Raw genomic sequence first — 16,498 nt, 5'->3', positions numbered from 1 at the left:
AGCTTTACCCCCTAACTTGTTCTGGACGAACGGTTAAACTGATATCGCGAAACAAATTAAATGTTTCAACGTCTTTAGGCACGGGAAGCGGCGAGGCCTTGTATATTGCTGTTTGTGCTGACCTATCTAACAAAGGATCACCACTGCTTCGGGTTAAAGACACTTCCAGTACCGTTCCATCTGGAGCAAGGCGTATCCTGAATTGGCTCGACAGAGAACTGTCAACATTTTCAGGTAAAATCCAGTTGCGTCCGATCGCATTGACAATAAGTGCCTTGTATTTATCAACCTCACCAGCTATTCGTGCTTGTCTTTCAGCATTTTGGGCTGCCTGTTGGGCAGCTGCCGCCTCTGCTTGTCTTTTTCTTTCCATCTCTGCTTTTTCTTGTTCAGCACGAGCTTTCTCCGCTTTCAGCTTTTCAGCCTTTGCTTGTTCTGCTTTAAGTTTCTCAGCTTTCTCTTTTTCTTCTTGTTTTTTCTTATTGAGCTCAGCAAGTTTTTTAGCTTCCAACTCCCGTTGTTTAGCCAATTTTTCATTTTGTTTTTTTAACTCTTCGATGCGTTTAGCTTCCAACGCTTTTTGCTCAGCCAATTCTTTTAACCGTTTTTTTTCTTCTTCAACTTGTTTTTTTCTGGCAATTGCAATTTTATTAGCTTCTTCTTTCAATCTTGCAATTTCTTGTTGTTCTTTGATTCTCTGCTGTTTTGCCGCCTCAGCTTGTCTTAATAATTCCTTTTGCCGGTTGAGCTCCGCTTTCTTTTGTTGTTCACGCTCTTGCTTTAAACGATTGACGGTTTTCATTATTTCTTTATTGTCGACACTGACCGCTTTTACTACTTCCTGCTGAGAAACAGTGGGTTGTATCATGCCAGGAGAATTTTTGGATTCCATGGTTAACACAGGCCTTTTGCTGCTATTATCCGTAAAAAGCAATACAAGTAAAAAAAGATGAAGCATGACAGCAAAAAGAAAAGCTTTTCTGTAGGTAAGATCACTTATCATGCTTGCCCCTCTTCACCAGACTGGGAGTCAGTAAGCAATCCTACTTGCTCTGCGCCTGCCTGCTTTAAGAGCGCCATGGCTTGAACAACTTTCCCATAAGCCACACCTTGATCCCCCTTAACAAGCACATTAAGTTTTTGGCCAGACTGTTTGGCTAACTCCAGTTCTGCCGCAACTCGTACTAACAAAGCCTGAGCTTCAATAGGTTCTGCTGGTGTACTGCTAATATTCAAAAAATAGCTGCCTAATTGATTCACTGATACAATGATTGGCTCCCTGTCTGCAGCCTGTAAAGTTTGACTGGCTGCTTTGGGCAGATCTACTATAACACCTTGGGTCAGCATAGGAGCTGTAATCATAAAAATAACCAGTAAAACCAACATAACATCAATGTATGGCACTACATTAATTTCTGAGATTGGACGTTCACGATTGGCTTTAGATCGATTCATTTTAAGTCTTATCCTCTAGGTGAACCAGAAGTTTGTTGTTCAATTAAAGAAATTAATTCTTCTTGAAATAAATCATATTTATTCAGCAAAGTATTGGCGCGTGTCGTATATCGGTTATAGGCAATAACCGCTGGAATCGCGGTAAATAGCCCTAAAGCTGTAGCAACCAAAGCCTCTGAAATACCAGGCGCCACCATTGCAATAGTCGCTTGTTGGGCATGTCCCAAAGCCTGAAATGATGTCATTATACCCCAAACTGTGCCAAATAAACCCACATAGGGAGAAATAGAGCCCACAGATGCAAAAAATGGTAAATGTTGCTCCAGTTTTTCTGCTTCTTTGGCATGGCTTATCTGCATGACTCTTTGTATAGGCTCAATAGCCACTGTGCCTTGTTTTCTACAACGGACAAATTCTTTAAAACCAGCGTGAAAAATAGCGGCCACCCCTTGTCTTTCATCACTATTACTGTCTACATCAGCATAGAGTTTGCTCAAATCTCCACAATCCCAGAACCTTCTGGTAAAAGTTTCAGTCATTTGTTTTCTACGATTAAAGAACCATGCTCTTTGAAAGATTAATGTCCATGAAATTACCGAAGCAATTAATAATATCAGCATAACGAACTTTACTACCAAACCCGCTTGCATAAAATACATGAGTACATTTGCTTGATTAGCCACCATTAATCTCCATACTGAAAGGTTTCGTTATTCATTTCTCATAATATTAGGTAGTCGCTTGGGTTTTAAATTTCTACCAACGCAAACTACTTGAACACTAGCCCTACAAATTAATTGTTTATGTTGATTAGATATCTCTTGATTAAATAGAAAACTACACGCTCTCAATTCTTTAATTTCTGTTTTAATTGTTAATTGATCATCTAACCTGGCCGGAAATACATAATTAATTGTGAGTTCGTGAATCGCAAATAAAATATCGGACTTTTCGAATTCACTTAGAATTAAATTGTTTTGCCTTAATAATTCAGTTCGAGCTCTTTCCAAATAACAAAGGTAGTTAGCATGATAAACAATTCCCATATAATCAACATCTTCTGCATAGACTCTAATGTTATGCTGATGATTTGATATAAGATTCATGTGTTATTCCTGTTCGATCGCACTAAAACCAAAATGTTGATAAGCTTTCGAAGTAGCTATTCTACCGCGAGGAGTGCGCATTAGAAAGCCTTGTTGTATTAAAAATGGCTCTAAAACGTCCTCTATAGTTCCTTTTTCTTCACCAATAGCAGCTGCAATGCTATCTATACCAACTGGACCGCCATTGAAATGCTCTATCACTGCTAACAATAATTTTCTATCCATTAAATCGAATCCATGTTGATCCACTTCAAGCATTTCCAATGCTTGTTGAGCCATATCAACAGTAATGATGCCATTTCCTTTCACTTCAGAATAATCCCTTACTCTTCTTAACAGGCGATTGGCGATGCGTGGTGTTCCTCTGGAACGTAATGCAATTTCTCTGGCTCCTTCAGGTTTTGTAGGGACACCAAGCAAATGAGCAGAGCGTGCTACAATCCGGGTAAGCGAATCAACAGAATAATACTCCAATCGTTGCACTATACCAAATCTATCCCTTAATGGCGAGGTAAGTAATCCTGCTCTTGTTGTAGCTCCAATTAATGTAAAAGGAGGTAACTCTAATTTAATAGATCGTGCTGCGGGCCCCTCTCCTATCATGATATCCAACTTATAATCTTCCATAGCTGGATAAAGAATTTCTTCTATAACAGGACTTAATCTGTGAATTTCGTCAATAAATAGTACATCATTTTGTTGTAAATTCGTCAATATAGCTGCAATATCACCGGCTCGCTCAATCACTGGCCCAGAAGTTTGTCTGATATTAACTCCCATTTCGTGAGCTATGATATTCGCTAAAGTAGTTTTGCCAAGTCCAGGTGGGCCAAAAATAAGAACATGGTCTAAAGGATCATTTCGCTTTTTTGCCGCATTGATAAATATCTGCATCTGTGAACTTACAGAGTCTTGTCCTACGTACTCACTCAAACTAAGCGGCCTGATAGCTCTATCTATGGCTTCTTCCGAGACAATACTTTGACTACTGATTAGGCGATCACTTTCGAGCATAAGAGGTTTTGTCGGGTTCATTCGAATGAAAGCATTTTAACATATGTTTATCTAATAGCAGATCTTTGCAAGCTTATTTATTTAATAATTAAATGGAATTGAGGATTTATAGTTTTATAGGATAGTAAAATGAGATCACAAAGCATAGTTCTCATTCACAATATCCATAAGCTGTTTCCGAGCTCTAAATATACGAGACCGCACAGTTCCGATGGGACAATGCATTTCTTTTGCGATATCCTGATAGGTTTGTCCATCAAATATATGCCGACCATAACATAATCGCAGCTCTTCAGATAAACATAACATTGCCGCTTCTAGTTGTTTCTCAAACTCTAGCCCCATTATCTCTGATTCCGGAGAATTATAGGGTGTAGAAAATTGCTCATCCATATATTGTATTTCTGAATCAGTATGAAAATTATTGGTGCGAAAATAATTTTTAATAGTGTTTTGAGTAATTTTATATAACCAGGTTGAAAACTGACTGCGCTCATTAAATAAGGGTAAATGTCTAAATACTTTGATAAGAACTTCCTGAGTCAAGTCATTGACATTTGTCCAATCGTGAGTATAAAAATAAATCATTTGTCGAATTTTATCTTGATAGCGCTCAAATAGTTTATCATAGGCCAGCCCATTACCTTTTTGAGCCAATTCAATCAGTGATTCATCGCTTAAAGAGGTTTCAATATTCATAACTTCCTCATTATTCCTTTATTTGTTATTACGTTCGAATATGACAAAGCCTAATCAACGCCTGAGTGGATTTATTTTAATCATTATGTATTATTATATACTATTTTTGTTGCTGTTTAGGTGTAATAATCGTAATTGATAGCTAGGTATCTGATCATTAAATAGAATTAACAACTGATTTTTTTTATCTGAAGATAATCGGATCACCTGGAATAGCATATTATGAGCAAGAACTCTTAGCTCGTCATAATGATGGACAGTACCATCAATTGTTTCTAGTAACCACGTATGATTTTGTAAATATTTAATTTCTTTAATGCTTTGGCAAACACTTTGGTTAGTTACATCATTTTTAAATTGAATGATAATAAGAAAAATTAAGGCGCCTTCTATTAACACGGGTAAGGAAGAGTATAAAATTAATGCAATGGTGCACAAATAAAGAATCGTAATTAATCGAAGATATACTTGGGATTTACCTGGATTAATCACTGTTTCTGATGAATGATACAATTTCAAGCAACTCTTTTTCGGGTTTCTCATGCCCCATTAGCCAGGCATATAAGTTAGGGTCATTATGAGTTAGTAAATTATCAAATGCTTTTAACTGACTTTCTGTAAGTCGATCAATCTCATTGGTTATAAATTTCTGCAAGACAAGATCAAGCTCTAGCATTCCTCGCCTGCATTTCCATAATAACCGCGACTTTTCTCTGTTGTCCACAATGGATTTCCTCTGTTATCTCACGATAAATTCAACATAATCCTGATTATTTAATAATAATATCTGATTTTGAGAGACCAAATGATACACTACTCTGTATTATAAACAACATCACTGATCTTGATATGAATACTATTTTAGAACATTTAGTGAATAATAGGTCTTTCACAACATTCCACTCTATAGAGTCTGAATTATTATTAAATCAGCAGAAAAACTATCTTTTTGACTTATCTTATTTGGGAGCCATCGATTTATTTGGAGACAAATCAATCGATTTTCTGCAAGGGCAACTCACTTGTGATTTACGATTGGTATCGGATGCCTCAATGATTCAGGGGGCCCAATGTAACCTTAAAGGGCGAATCCTTTCTTTGTTGGATATTATCAATTGGCAAGGAATAAAATTAGTTCTGCCCCAAGATTTAATTGAAGTCACTCAAAATTCACTAAACAAAGCGGCACTGCTTTCTCGTGTTAAAATCACTACAAATAATAGCTATAAAGTTTTAGGTTTTTATTTACAGCATGATAATGATCAAATACCCCGATTATTACCTTTGCCCAACGAATTATATGCTCTATCTTATACGAGTCATGGTTGTGTTTATCACTTAGGTAAAGGATTCTATATCTATTTAATTCATTCAGACTATTATGACAGTTTTTGCAAGCCTTTTATTGAAAATAATCAATTACTTGGTTCATTAACCTGGCATACCCTTAGACTGTTTAATAATCAAATTGATATTTACCCTAACTCAAGAGGACTTTTTTTACCACATAGAATCGGCTTGCATCAGACTTCATATGTCAGTTTTGATAAAGGATGTTATAAGGGCCAGGAGATCATCGCAAGAACTCACTATAGAGCGACTCTTAAACACGAATTAAAGAAATTTATTATTCAGACAAGTAATGAATTGCATGCTGGGCAAAAGTTATTTAAATCGGATGAAGATACAGAGATTGGCGAGTTAATTGATTATTCTATGCTTGGTCAAAATCAATATTTGGTTGCTGCAAGCATACTAAAGGAGAGTTTTTCATCTGTCCGCCTGGAAGGTGACCAATTTCCAATCCAATTGGAAGAAAAAATTGAGCTTGAGCCTTGAAATTCAAGCTCAATTTTTCAAAAGTACAGAGCTATTTTCTTTTTCCAGGCAACATACTCCTTAGGACATTGTCTTTATCAATAAAATGATGCTTAATAGCCCCCAAGATATGTAATGTAATGAAGGCAACCAAAATCCAGGCGATAGTTTCATGGCATTCAGCCATTAATTCGGCCAAAGATTTATTAGGTTCTATCCAGGGTAATGGTGCTTGAAACAGGCCAAAGTAACTTGGAGTTCTGTCTGCCGCAACCGACATGATCCATCCACTCAATGGCATAATGATCAAGAGTATATAAAATCCATATTGTACAAATCTCGATAAAAACTTCTCCCAATTCCTAACAGAGGCTGGTAAAGCAGGTTTTCCCTTGGCATGGATCCAAATAAACCTCAAAATCATCAAAAAAAGAATAGTAATTCCTGTTGATTTATGAAGCATATAAGCAACTCCCTGAAATTGCTCAGGTATTTCATCAAGAAAAAAACCTGCAATTAGCATGACAATAACTGCTAATGCAATGATCCAATGAAATAATTTGCTCAGTGGTGAATAATCTGAAGCAGTCTTAGTCCCCATTTCATTTAACTCCTTTCATATCAAAAAGCTTCTTCCATTTTTAAATTGGATTGTAAAGTCGTTTGGGTTAAATCAAGCAGCTCTCTTGTAGCAACTAAAAACATAGTATAGTTCAAAGCCGTACTTGATTTCAGAGCCGTCAGAATATGATTCCACCGATCAATTAAAGAAACGTGTGTTTCCCCCCATCTTGTTAATCTTGCTTGAAAATCCTTATTATTAGGTTCAAAACCCATTATGGCTGCTGTTAACTGACGTTGTTGCCAATCCAAATCATCCCGCAGTGCCTCTCGAGATAAAGACTCCCAATGATTTTCTGTAGTGTGAACAATAATTTGGGTTCTAAGCCAGGCTACATCAAGAAATTCGCCAATACCAAAATATATTTCAGCTACTTTTGGTATTTTTATATTTTCCTCATAAGCAATTTCTATAATATCTGTAGCAGCAAACAAACCTCGAGTCACTGTTAATTCATGAGCAAGTTGAGGTGGGATCCCTTCTTTTATCCGTTCTTGATAATGTTCCTCATATTGAATCCGACCTGTTTCGCCAAAGACCGCTGGCATGGATTTTTTCAGTTCATCAACCCCTTTTGCATACAACTCTATTGCTTGAGTAATACTCATCGCCCTTCTGTGGGTTCTTAAAAACCACCTTGTCACCCTTCTGGATAGTCTGACATACAGCATCATCATATCAACTTGAGCTTGTGCACTGATTCTTGTACCAAGTTCCTCAATTTGTTTCCATATCGCTTCCAAATTTAAGACACTTCTGGCAATCATATACGCCCTGACAATTGCCGAAACAGAGGCTCCAGTTTCATCTTGTAATCTGTAAACGTAGGTGAAGCCCATTTCATTGACAATAATGTTACTTAAGCGAGTAGCAATTATCTCCCTTCTTAACGGATGATCTTGCATTTGTTTACTGAAACGCTCTTGCAGAGGCTTGGGAAATGAACCAATAAGTATCTGATTCATATAATCTTCCTCAGGAACTTCAGAAGCCAGAATTTGCTCTTTTAATATGGTTTTGCTGTAACACATAAGAACAGCAATTCCAGGTTGAGTTAATCCTTTCCCCATTAATTTATGTTCCATAAGAACTTTTTCATCAGGTAAAAATTCTAAAGTTCTATCAATTTTGCCTGCTTTTTCTAATTCGTTAATATACCTTCCATGTAATTCAATTGCTCTTAAGGCTTGAGAAGCAGTTAAGCTAATAGCTCGGGTTTGTAGGAAATTATCTCTGAGCACTAATTTGGCTACTTCATCAGTCATATTACTTAAGAGCTCATTCCTTTGTTTGGGAGTAAGATCTCCGGCAGCTACAACATTATTCAATAAAATCTTAATATTAACTTCCTTATCTGAACAATTAACCCCTCCAGAATTATCTATGAAATCTGTGTAAACTTTGCCGCCGTGTAAACTATACTCCACTCGCGCCAACTGGGTTAATCCCAAATTACCTCCTTCACCTATAACCTTACATCTTAACTGATTGGCATTAACACGAGTTGCATCATTTGTTCGATCACCTACGCTGATATTACTTTCAGTGCTTGATTTAACATAGGTTCCAATTCCAGCGCTCCACAGTAAATCCACATCGGCTTTTAATATTGCTTTAATCAGATCATTAGGCTCAATCGAAGTTTGTTTTATTCCAAATACTTTTTGCATTTCCGGGCTAACAGGGATTGATTTTGCGCTGCGGGAAAAAACGCCGCCTCCTTTGGAAATGAGTTTTTTGTCATAATCCGTCCAGTTAGATCTGGGAAGATTGAATAATCGCTCTCGCTCCTTAAAACTGGTTTCAGCGTCAGGATTAGGGTCTACAAATATATGAATATGATTAAAAGCACCTACAAGCTTGATACGCCTGGACAATAACATTCCATTTCCAAAGACGTCCCCAGCCATATCTCCTATACCAACTACTGTGAAATCATTATTTTGGATATCCCTATTCAACTCATAGAAATGACGTTTAACAGATTCCCATGCCCCTTTAGCTGTAATCCCCATTTTTTTATGGTCATAACCAACAGAGCCTCCTGAGGCAAAAGCATCTCCAAGCCAAAAACCATATTCCTGAGAAATTGAATTGGCAATATCAGAAAATGTTGCAGTGCCTTTGTCTGCGGCCACTACAAGATAAGGATCGTCTTCGTCATAAAAAACAACATTTTGGGGTTTTACAATTTGTCCTTCTTTATAATTGTCTGTTATATCCAGTAAACCCCTTATAAAGAGTTTGTAACAGCTGATTCCCTCCTCCATGATTTCTTCACGAGTAGCATTAGCAGGTATCTGTTTGGGGACAAAACCACCCTTCGCCCCACTAGGAACAATCACGGAGTTCTTTACCTGTTGTGCTTTCATCAAGCCAAGGATTTCAGTCCGGAAATCTTCACGTCTGTCTGACCAACGTAAACCTCCTCGAGCTACTTTGCCACAACGTAAATGCACCCCTTCAAATCGTGGTGAGTAAACAAAAATTTCAAACATGGGGTATGGCTTTGGAACACCAGGAATGAGTTTACTGGACAATTTTATAGAAATATAATTCTTAGGGTTACCCTGAGCATCTACTTGATAAAAATTGGTACGAAGAGTGGCACCAATTGCATGCACGTATTGTCTTATAATCCTGTCTTCATCGAGATTGGCTACATTATCAAGATCAGATAAGATTTCAGCGACAAGTGCAACGTATCTATCCTCTCTCTTTTTGGAGTCATGAGGATTGCAGCGAATTTCGAACAACCTGACTAATTTCTTGGCGATCCTTACATTATTATTTAGCGCTGTTTCCATGTAATCCTGGCTAAATGTAAATCCTATTTGCCTGAAATATTTTGCATAGGTTCTTAATACAGCGACTTCCCTCCAATTTAATCCGGCAGCCAATACCAATAAATTAAAACCGTCATTTTCTGCATCACCAAACCATACTCTGGCAAATGCATTTTGAAATAACTCTTTTATTTCATCGATATTAAATTCGCTTTCTTTGTTGTATTGCATGGCAAAATCATTAATCCATGCTACTTTGCCATCTTCAAACTTCAAAACATAAGGACGTTCACTGATTGCTCTTAAACCAAGTTTTTCCAGGATAGGTAATACATCAGACAAGGGAATAGTCATGTCGTGCTGATAAACCTTTAACCTGAAACTTTTCTCAGATTCATCCAATGGCTTATAAAAATTAATGCCGAGCGGGTTTTCCGAGCTTAGCATTTCAATATGCTTAATATCATAAACAGCCGTTCTTGGTGAAAAAGTATCAGAATAAGAAATTGGAAATGCGTTTTTATACCGAGAGTAAAGGGCATTGGCTTGTTCTTCCCCATAGACTTCATGTAAATGATGTTGCAAATCATCAATCCACGATCGCCCCACTTCAATCAGTTTTTGCTCTATTGCTTTTAGATCAAAGTCAGGCAAGTTTTTGGGATTAACTCTTACTATAAAGTGAATTCTGGCCAATACGGATTCAGAAAATTGAGTGGAGAAGGTAATATCTTCAGCATTAAAACTGTCTGCCAAAATTTTTTGCATGGCATATCTTAATTCGGTATTGAACCGATCTTTGGGAACATACACCAGACATGAAATAAATCGCTTATAAACATCGACTCTGGCAAACAGACGGATACGTTTTCTATCTTGCATATAGAAAATACCCATAGCTATTTCAAGTAACTCATCCTCAGTGCCTTGAATTAAATCATCTCTTGGAAGAGTTTCAAGTATATTTAATAACACTTTACCCGCATGGCTATAGGGATTTAAGTTAGAGTTTTTCATAATTAATGCAACTTTATGTCGCAAAAATGGAATATGCTTGGGATTTGTATGATAAGCAGCGGAAGTGTACAGTCCTATAATGCGTCTTTCACCAATCACTTCTCCTTTTTTATTGAAGCGCTTAACGCCAATATAATCGGTATAAGCATCCCTATGTACCGAAGCTAAAGTATTTGTTTTAGACATTACAAGAATGCGAGGTGATGAAATTAACCCCTGTGCTTCTGGCCCCATTGCTGTAATACTTCTTGCACTTGATTTGCTTAGACTTTGACGTAAAACGCCCAATCCTGTTTCAGGAATAGGTTGTAAAATAGTTTCCTTTCCTTTTTTAACCAAATCATAATCTCGCAATCCTAAAAAAGTAAAATGATGATCTTCCATCCAATTTAAAAAGGCTTTAGTTTCTTCAATTTCGCTGATATCAATTGTCTTTGGTACAGTATCAAGTTCCTTAATAATTTCTCGTACCTTGGTACGCATTTTATCCCAATCTTCAAATACTGCTCGATTATCCTCAAGAGCACGTTCAAAATTTTTGTGCAACTCGGATAAGACAGCCGGGTCTGTTTGTCGATCAATTTCTATAAAAATAGGGGCTTCATGTAAAACATCATCATCTATAGAACCACCATTTCTTGGAAGAATTTCGGTAACTCGGTTATGACTGTCTCTCTTAACCTTTATTCCTCCCATATGAATAGTTAGATGCGATGTTAATCCCATTCTATTAATTACTATTCTCAGAGTATCTACAATAAAGGGCATGTCTTCGCAGATAACTTCTACAACAGTATGTGTGGTTTGCCAACCATGGCGTTCATAGTCAGGATTGTAAATCCTGATTTTTGTCTCATGTGGAGCTCGTTCAGAAATCAAGGACCAAAAATTGACTGCTGCGCCATAAAGATCGTCAATTTCCCACTCTCGAAGATCTTCAAGAGCCACGGTCCCATAAAATTGCTTGGCGAATTCAGCGCAAAACTCTGTTTGTTCGCCAGTCATTGTTTGCTTAATTTTTTCAACAACGCTTTCTACTATTACGTCTTTACCTTCTTCAAATTTATAGGACATTCATTTACCCCTTCAGATTCACTTATGCTCCGAGGCATTAATTGTTATTAATCATTGTATGTATACTAAAGTATTCTTTGTTGCCCAAGCTGCCAGCTCAATAATTGCATCATTATTCAGGCGAATACATCCGTGTGAGCCAGGTATGCCTAGTTGAGTTGTATCTGGTGTGCCGTGAATATAAATGTAACGCTGTAAAGTATCTACCTCTCCACCCTTATTTCGACCAGGCTCTAATCCATCCAATTGTAAAATTCGGGTTAATATCCAATCTCTTTCTGGAAATTGAGTTGCCAATGACTCCGAATAAATCTCACCAGTCCATTTTCTGGCAACCATAACACTATTAATTGGCAGATCAAGTCCAAGTATAGAATGGATTTTGTGCCAACCTCTCGGGGTGCATCCACTATTCATTTTTTCACCCACCCCATTTTTCCCAGATGAAATAGCATAATTTGTAATTAAATGATCCTTTTCAAAACAACTTATCTTCTGTTTTTTAATTGAAATAAAAATGAATTTACTATTTTTTACCATGTTTTGAATCACTAATCGCAATTGTTTTGGTATTTACAAACTCTAATATACCTTCTCTTGATAACTCTCTACCATATCCTGAGCGCTTTATTCCTCCAAAAGGAAGTCTTGGATCAGAGGCTACAAAAGCATTAACAAAACAGGTTCCTGCTTCAATTTCATAAGTAGCAATGTGCTCTCCTTTGTTAAGATCTTTTGTAAATACAGCAGCACCCAAACCATACTGACTCATATTGGCCAGTGAAATTGCTTCACTCTCATTTTTAGCAGAAACGATAACAATAACGGGTCCAAATAGTTCCTCATCAAATGCCGTCATTCCAGGTTTAACATCAGTTAACAATGTCGGTGGGTAGAAGTACCCTTTACCTTCCGGAATTATACCACCAAGCAATAATTTCGCACCTTGTTTAACAGATTTTTCTACTTGTAAATGCAAATTTTCTCGTAAATCTTTTCTGGCCATAGGGCCCAAATTAATATTAGGATCCAGGGGATTCCCCATTTTATATTTATTGATGAGTGCTCTGATTTTCGAAATTAATTCTTTTTCAATCGATTGAAGTGCTATGACTCGTTTGGCCGCAATGCAGACCTGTCCAGTATTATTTAAGCGTGAAGCCACAACGCATTGAGCAGCAAGATCTAAATCCGCATCTTCCAAGATCAAATAAGGATCTGAACCCCCTAATTCCAGAACCGATTTTTTTAAATTTTTACCCGCATTCGCTGCAACGCTTTGACCAGCACGTTCACTTCCAGTTAAAGTAACTGCGGTAATAAATTGATTTTCAATGATATGAGATGCCCCATCATTATCTACAATTAAATGTTGAAATAATGAAGAAGGAAATCCAGCATCCCTGAATAATTCCTCAATTTTATTCCCTGTTCCACTCGATATTGGAGCATGTTTTAAAATAGCACCATTACCCGCCATGATGGTTGGAGCTGAAAATCTAAAAACCTGCCAAAATGGAAAATTCCAGGGCATTATGGCAAATACAATTCCCAGTGGCCTGTAACAAACCTTAGCTGTTTTCATTTCAGTCTGAATGGTTCTTGATATTAAATATTGTTCTGCATTTTCAGCATAATGCTCACATACCCAAGCGCACTTCTCAATTTCAGCATAACCAGCCGTAATGGGTTTACCCATCTCCAAAGCCATTAAATGCGCCAGTTCTTGCTTCTTATCTTTTAATATCTGAGCAAGATTAAGCATTAAAGAGCGCCTGATATCGAATTTAGAGTTTTTCCAATTTAAATAGGCTTCATACCCTGATGCTATTTTCTTGTCTATTGAATCAAAATCCAGACATGTATAGTTATTTAGAACTTCTTCAGTTGCCGGGTTGATAGTTTGAATATTCATTTAATTACTCGATATAATTAATGTTGCCTATAGTTTAGACTAAATCGGGGCAATTTTTTTATTTTAAATAATTAACCTAACTTGCACTTTGCTTTTGAATATTGATACTATTTTTATTTTAAACGACATTGTTTTAAAGAACAGTAATAAAAATCAATATGTTAAATTAAATAGGCTTTAACTGGTTTAAAAAAGCGGAAATACATCGTCTTTATGAATGAAGTCATGCAGATTTAATCATTGCACTGGATATTTTCTCTAATGCATATTTTAAAGATAATTTATTTTTTGCTTTTATAAAAAAAGACCGAAGTCTAAGTTATTAGTAGTAGAATGACATTGATTAACTCTTAGGATAAGTAATGAATCCAATAAAGCCTCCCTTTACTCTTAATCAGTATTTTGCTGCCTGGTTTGTACATGTATTTACTGCCAGCGCTGCCTGTCTCGGTGTCTTTAGCCTATATAAAATTTACCAGCATGATTATGTATTTGCTTTGTGGCTAATGGCAATTACTGTATTTATTGACGCAGTAGATGGTAGCCTTGCTCGATTGGTTCATGTAAAAAGCGTGCTGCCTAAAATTGATGGTGCTTTATTAGATAATATTGTTGACTATTTAAACTATGTCATTACTCCATGTTTTTTCTTGCTTGTAAAACCAGGCATGCTCCCAGCAGATTATGTGGTGCCAATTATATCCGCAATTACAATTACTTCGGCCTATCAATTCTGCCAGGATGACGCCAAAACCCCTGATCACTTTTTTAAAGGTTTCCCTTGCTATTGGAATATTGCTGTCTTTTATATGTATATCTTTAATACCACTATGATTGTGAATACCCTTCTCTTATCTCTTTTTTGTATACTGATTTTTATTCCAGTAAAATATGTTTATCCATCAAGGTTAGATTATTTAACTGAGTCCAAAACCTTGAAAATATTAATGCACTGCTGCTCTGCTCTTTATGGTATCAGTTCATTTTGCCTGCTAGTTAATTACCCTGAAACAAATAAATTGTGGGTAAGCTTATCATTAGGTTATGTGGGTATGTATTTATTTTTAAGTTTCTACAGGACCTATTATCCGATGATCAAAGCTAAGATTGCGGCAAATAATAAAGATTGAGCTTATATGTAATTTATGTTTTCCATGCCGATCGATATTTAATAACTGCTTACTGTAGAATAGAGAGCTAATGCGAGTAACTGATATAGTCTCTGCGCCTCTATGCAAGCCAACAACTTATGAATACCTAATAACAAAGGCGGATTAATATATTCTATGCGTTTGATTTTTTATTACATGATAGACTTTGTCTATTTAATGATTAAAATAGCATCTTAATTTTGTTTTCTGAGGAAATTATGTCATTAATTAATTATTTTACTAAAACAATGTTAGTCACAGCTTTTGTGACCAACACAGTCCAAGCTGCTTCGATTTTTCCCCGTGGCTGTGAAGTCACTGGTTTTGGTTATAGTGAAAATTATTTAATTTTAAATGAAACGGGTAACCAAACCTATTATCTCATTCAAAACCGTTCAGATTCAAAAATTGAACTTGAGCGTTTTGATAATTCAGATGCGTTTATGATTCCTCCCTTACAAGCATCGCTAGACCCAATGAGTTGGGCGGCATTTGCATCAGATGTAAAAAATTTAAACTTCAAATGTTATAAGCATGTTGATGAAAATACTTCTTTAGTTGATTGTCGAGATGTTCTGGAAGTTTGCCAATATCCTCGCGTTAAATTCGCACTTAGTAATATGGGGAACTATTGGATTTCTACTAATAAATCACAAAATGAAGTCATTCAGGAGTCTGTTGCTAAAGGAATTTACCTAAAATGGTGATCAGTGAATAAAACAAAGTATGACATTATATCCCTGGTACTAGGTATTATTGGCGCTTTGTTACTTATTTATGGGCTGAGCCAGAATATTCCTCAAGTATATTATATTTCTGGCTCACTTGCTCTCATGATTACAGCAATTCACTATAAATTGATTTTTTTTATTGCTCTGGAATTAATTTTGGGAGCTGGCCATACCTCTATCCTTCTTGGTATGGGGAAATATATCGGGTCAGCTTTACCTTCTCTGTTGTGTTTACAACTACTGATTTTTTATTTAATGTTTGGCAAGAAAAACAGTATCTTTTTATTAATTGGCATTATAGGAATAGCGCTGCTCTCGGTGGGACTTGCGTATAATAATCAAATCATATTTTTTTCTGGAAGTTCAGGTGTAGCCGCTTATGCATACTATAGTGCTTATAGAGGTCAACACATCTGTTACCTCTGGGGTATTCTTAATACCATATTTGCGTCATACGCTCTTTATCAATTGATGTTTTAAGATTTTTTTGAGGGATTTAATAAAATGGCTAGAACTCTATCAAATATGCTTCCATTAGGTACAGTGGCTCCTCATTTTGAACTGGTGGATGTAATTAGTGGAAGTAAAGTTAAGCTAAGAGAAACTCCACGTTATGTGGCTACTGTAATTATGTTTATATGCAACCATTGCCCTTTTGTGAAACATATAAACAACGAATTAACACGGCTTGCTAATGATTATATTCCAAAAGGAATTCGATTTTTGGCCATCAACTCCAATGATATAAAGAGTTATCCTGATGACTCACCTGAAAATATGATTCTAACCGCAAAAGTACATCAATATCCGTTTCCGTACCTTTATGATGAAACTCAAGAAGTAGCTAAAGCATATAATGCAGCTTGTACACCTGATTTTTTTGTTTTTGATTCCGATTTGTCTTTAGCTTATAGAGGGCAACTGGATGATTCAAGACCCGGAAATGATCTTCCTGTTACTGGCAGTTCAATTCGCCAGGCATTGGATTGTTTATTAAATAATAAGCCATTAGATTTTGAACAAAAACCAAGTATTGGATGTAATATCAAGTGGAAAATATAGGATGTAACCATCTTTAATACAAAAAAGCAACATCGGTTTCCATTATTC

The 16,498-nt window shown here is 36.4% G+C and carries 17 protein-coding genes; 5 read left to right on the top strand and 12 right to left on the bottom strand.

Annotated features, from left to right (window positions below):
- Window positions 1–4: 4 nt before the first annotated feature.
- The 8 genes from tolA to CC34_RS0100725 form a co-directional block, all read right to left on the bottom strand.
- Window positions 5–1,003: a cell envelope integrity protein TolA gene (gene tolA, locus CC34_RS0100760; RefSeq protein ID WP_027227071.1), complete on the bottom strand. Its 999-nt coding sequence runs from the start codon at window positions 1,001–1,003 to the stop codon at window positions 5–7.
- Window positions 1,000–1,455: a protein TolR gene (tolR, locus tag CC34_RS0100755; RefSeq protein ID WP_028379056.1), complete on the bottom strand. Its 456-nt coding sequence runs from the start codon at window positions 1,453–1,455 to the stop codon at window positions 1,000–1,002. Before tolR ends, tolA begins: the two co-directional genes overlap by 4 nt.
- Window positions 1,456–1,463: 8 nt before the next feature.
- A complete protein-coding gene (gene tolQ / locus CC34_RS0100750) occupies window positions 1,464–2,141 on the bottom strand; it encodes a protein TolQ (RefSeq protein WP_080272004.1) in 678 nt (225 codons plus the stop codon).
- A gap of 24 nt (window positions 2,142–2,165) precedes the next feature.
- Window positions 2,166–2,561 (bottom strand): tol-pal system-associated acyl-CoA thioesterase, encoded by a 396-nt coding sequence (ybgC, locus tag CC34_RS0100745; protein ID WP_027227074.1) that lies wholly within the window; start codon window positions 2,559–2,561, stop codon window positions 2,166–2,168.
- 3 nt (window positions 2,562–2,564) lie between these two features.
- Window positions 2,565–3,575, bottom strand: a complete 1,011-nt coding sequence (gene ruvB, locus CC34_RS0100740) for a Holliday junction branch migration DNA helicase RuvB (protein ID WP_027227075.1) — start codon at window positions 3,573–3,575, stop codon at window positions 2,565–2,567.
- Between the two features lie 135 nt (window positions 3,576–3,710).
- Window positions 3,711–4,274: a sigma-70 family RNA polymerase sigma factor gene (locus tag CC34_RS0100735; protein ID WP_028378937.1), complete on the bottom strand. Its 564-nt coding sequence runs from the start codon at window positions 4,272–4,274 to the stop codon at window positions 3,711–3,713.
- A 93-nt stretch (window positions 4,275–4,367) separates the two neighbouring features.
- On the bottom strand, window positions 4,368–4,793 hold the full coding sequence (locus CC34_RS0100730; RefSeq protein WP_269456699.1) for a hypothetical protein: 426 nt from the start codon (window positions 4,791–4,793) through the stop codon (window positions 4,368–4,370).
- On the bottom strand, window positions 4,759–4,998 hold the full coding sequence (locus CC34_RS0100725) for an FAD assembly factor SdhE (RefSeq protein WP_027221767.1): 240 nt from the start codon (window positions 4,996–4,998) through the stop codon (window positions 4,759–4,761). Before CC34_RS0100725 ends, CC34_RS0100730 begins: the two co-directional genes overlap by 35 nt.
- A gap of 125 nt (window positions 4,999–5,123) precedes the next feature.
- Here CC34_RS0100725 and ygfZ point away from each other — a divergent pair, with 125 nt between their 5' ends.
- Window positions 5,124–6,113 carry a CAF17-like 4Fe-4S cluster assembly/insertion protein YgfZ gene (gene ygfZ, locus CC34_RS0100720; RefSeq protein ID WP_027227078.1) on the top strand — a complete coding sequence of 330 codons (990 nt, stop codon included), beginning with the start codon at window positions 5,124–5,126 and terminating at the stop codon, window positions 6,111–6,113.
- A gap of 31 nt (window positions 6,114–6,144) precedes the next feature.
- On the opposite strand, the gene CC34_RS0100715 is transcribed toward ygfZ, so the two are convergent.
- Genes CC34_RS0100715 through CC34_RS0100700 form a run of 4 tightly spaced genes read right to left on the bottom strand, consistent with a single transcriptional unit; the run spans window position 6,145 to window position 13,506 of the window.
- A complete protein-coding gene (locus CC34_RS0100715) occupies window positions 6,145–6,693 on the bottom strand; it encodes a cytochrome b (protein ID WP_028378938.1) in 549 nt (182 codons plus the stop codon).
- A gap of 20 nt (window positions 6,694–6,713) precedes the next feature.
- Window positions 6,714–11,591, bottom strand: a complete 4,878-nt coding sequence (locus tag CC34_RS0100710) for an NAD-glutamate dehydrogenase (protein WP_028378939.1) — start codon at window positions 11,589–11,591, stop codon at window positions 6,714–6,716.
- Window positions 11,592–11,642: 51 nt separating this feature from the next.
- Window positions 11,643–12,131: a L,D-transpeptidase gene (locus CC34_RS0100705; protein ID WP_027227081.1), complete on the bottom strand. Its 489-nt coding sequence runs from the start codon at window positions 12,129–12,131 to the stop codon at window positions 11,643–11,645.
- Complete coding sequence (locus CC34_RS0100700; RefSeq protein WP_027227082.1) at window positions 12,118–13,506, bottom strand: NAD-dependent succinate-semialdehyde dehydrogenase; 1,389 nt, start codon at window positions 13,504–13,506, stop codon at window positions 12,118–12,120. The genes CC34_RS0100705 and CC34_RS0100700 overlap by 14 nt, the downstream gene beginning before the upstream one ends.
- Window positions 13,507–13,868: 362 nt before the next feature.
- Between CC34_RS0100700 and pcsA the strand changes: the two genes are divergently transcribed.
- From pcsA to CC34_RS0100680, 4 genes are all read left to right on the top strand, one after another.
- Window positions 13,869–14,636, top strand: coding sequence for a phosphatidylcholine synthase (gene pcsA, locus CC34_RS0100695; RefSeq protein ID WP_027227083.1), 768 nt, complete (start codon window positions 13,869–13,871; stop codon window positions 14,634–14,636).
- A gap of 239 nt (window positions 14,637–14,875) precedes the next feature.
- On the top strand, window positions 14,876–15,364 hold the full coding sequence (locus CC34_RS0100690) for a hypothetical protein (RefSeq protein WP_027227084.1): 489 nt from the start codon (window positions 14,876–14,878) through the stop codon (window positions 15,362–15,364).
- A gap of 3 nt (window positions 15,365–15,367) precedes the next feature.
- Window positions 15,368–15,868 carry a hypothetical protein gene (locus CC34_RS0100685; RefSeq protein ID WP_027227085.1) on the top strand — a complete coding sequence of 167 codons (501 nt, stop codon included), beginning with the start codon at window positions 15,368–15,370 and terminating at the stop codon, window positions 15,866–15,868.
- 24 nt (window positions 15,869–15,892) lie between these two features.
- Complete coding sequence (locus tag CC34_RS0100680; RefSeq protein ID WP_027227086.1) at window positions 15,893–16,450, top strand: thioredoxin family protein; 558 nt, start codon at window positions 15,893–15,895, stop codon at window positions 16,448–16,450.
- Window positions 16,451–16,498 lie beyond the last annotated feature (48 nt).

Origin of the sequence: Legionella pneumophila subsp. fraseri (assembly GCF_000586315.1) — a bacterium.
Classification (GTDB): Bacteria; Pseudomonadota; Gammaproteobacteria; order Legionellales; family Legionellaceae; genus Legionella; species Legionella pneumophila_B.
Note: the sequence above shows the minus strand (reverse complement) of the source record. Positions and strands in the feature narration are given on the sequence as shown.

Excerpts from the sequence above, each read along its gene's own strand:
- CC34_RS0100735 (WP_028378937.1), bottom strand. The coding sequence starts at position 4,274 with ATGAATATTGAAACCTCTTTAAGCGATGAATCACTGATTGAATTGGCT.
- CC34_RS0100710 (WP_028378939.1), bottom strand. The coding sequence starts at position 11,591 with ATGTCCTATAAATTTGAAGAAGGTAAAGACGTAATAGTAGAAAGCGTT.
- pcsA (WP_027227083.1), top strand. The coding sequence starts at position 13,869 with ATGAATCCAATAAAGCCTCCCTTTACTCTTAATCAGTATTTTGCTGCC.
- ybgC (WP_027227074.1), bottom strand. The coding sequence starts at position 2,561 with ATGAATCTTATATCAAATCATCAGCATAACATTAGAGTCTATGCAGAA.
- CC34_RS0100715 (WP_028378938.1), bottom strand. The coding sequence starts at position 6,693 with ATGGGGACTAAGACTGCTTCAGATTATTCACCACTGAGCAAATTATTT.
- ygfZ (WP_027227078.1), top strand. The coding sequence starts at position 5,124 with ATGAATACTATTTTAGAACATTTAGTGAATAATAGGTCTTTCACAACA.
- tolA (WP_027227071.1), bottom strand. The coding sequence starts at position 1,003 with ATGATAAGTGATCTTACCTACAGAAAAGCTTTTCTTTTTGCTGTCATG.
- CC34_RS0100680 (WP_027227086.1), top strand. The coding sequence starts at position 15,893 with ATGGCTAGAACTCTATCAAATATGCTTCCATTAGGTACAGTGGCTCCT.
- CC34_RS0100690 (WP_027227084.1), top strand. The coding sequence starts at position 14,876 with ATGTCATTAATTAATTATTTTACTAAAACAATGTTAGTCACAGCTTTT.
- tolR (WP_028379056.1), bottom strand. The coding sequence starts at position 1,455 with ATGAATCGATCTAAAGCCAATCGTGAACGTCCAATCTCAGAAATTAAT.
- tolQ (WP_080272004.1), bottom strand. The coding sequence starts at position 2,141 with ATGGTGGCTAATCAAGCAAATGTACTCATGTATTTTATGCAAGCGGGT.
- CC34_RS0100700 (WP_027227082.1), bottom strand. The coding sequence starts at position 13,506 with ATGAATATTCAAACTATCAACCCGGCAACTGAAGAAGTTCTAAATAAC.
- CC34_RS0100705 (WP_027227081.1), bottom strand. The coding sequence starts at position 12,131 with ATGGTAAAAAATAGTAAATTCATTTTTATTTCAATTAAAAAACAGAAG.
- ruvB (WP_027227075.1), bottom strand. The coding sequence starts at position 3,575 with ATGCTCGAAAGTGATCGCCTAATCAGTAGTCAAAGTATTGTCTCGGAA.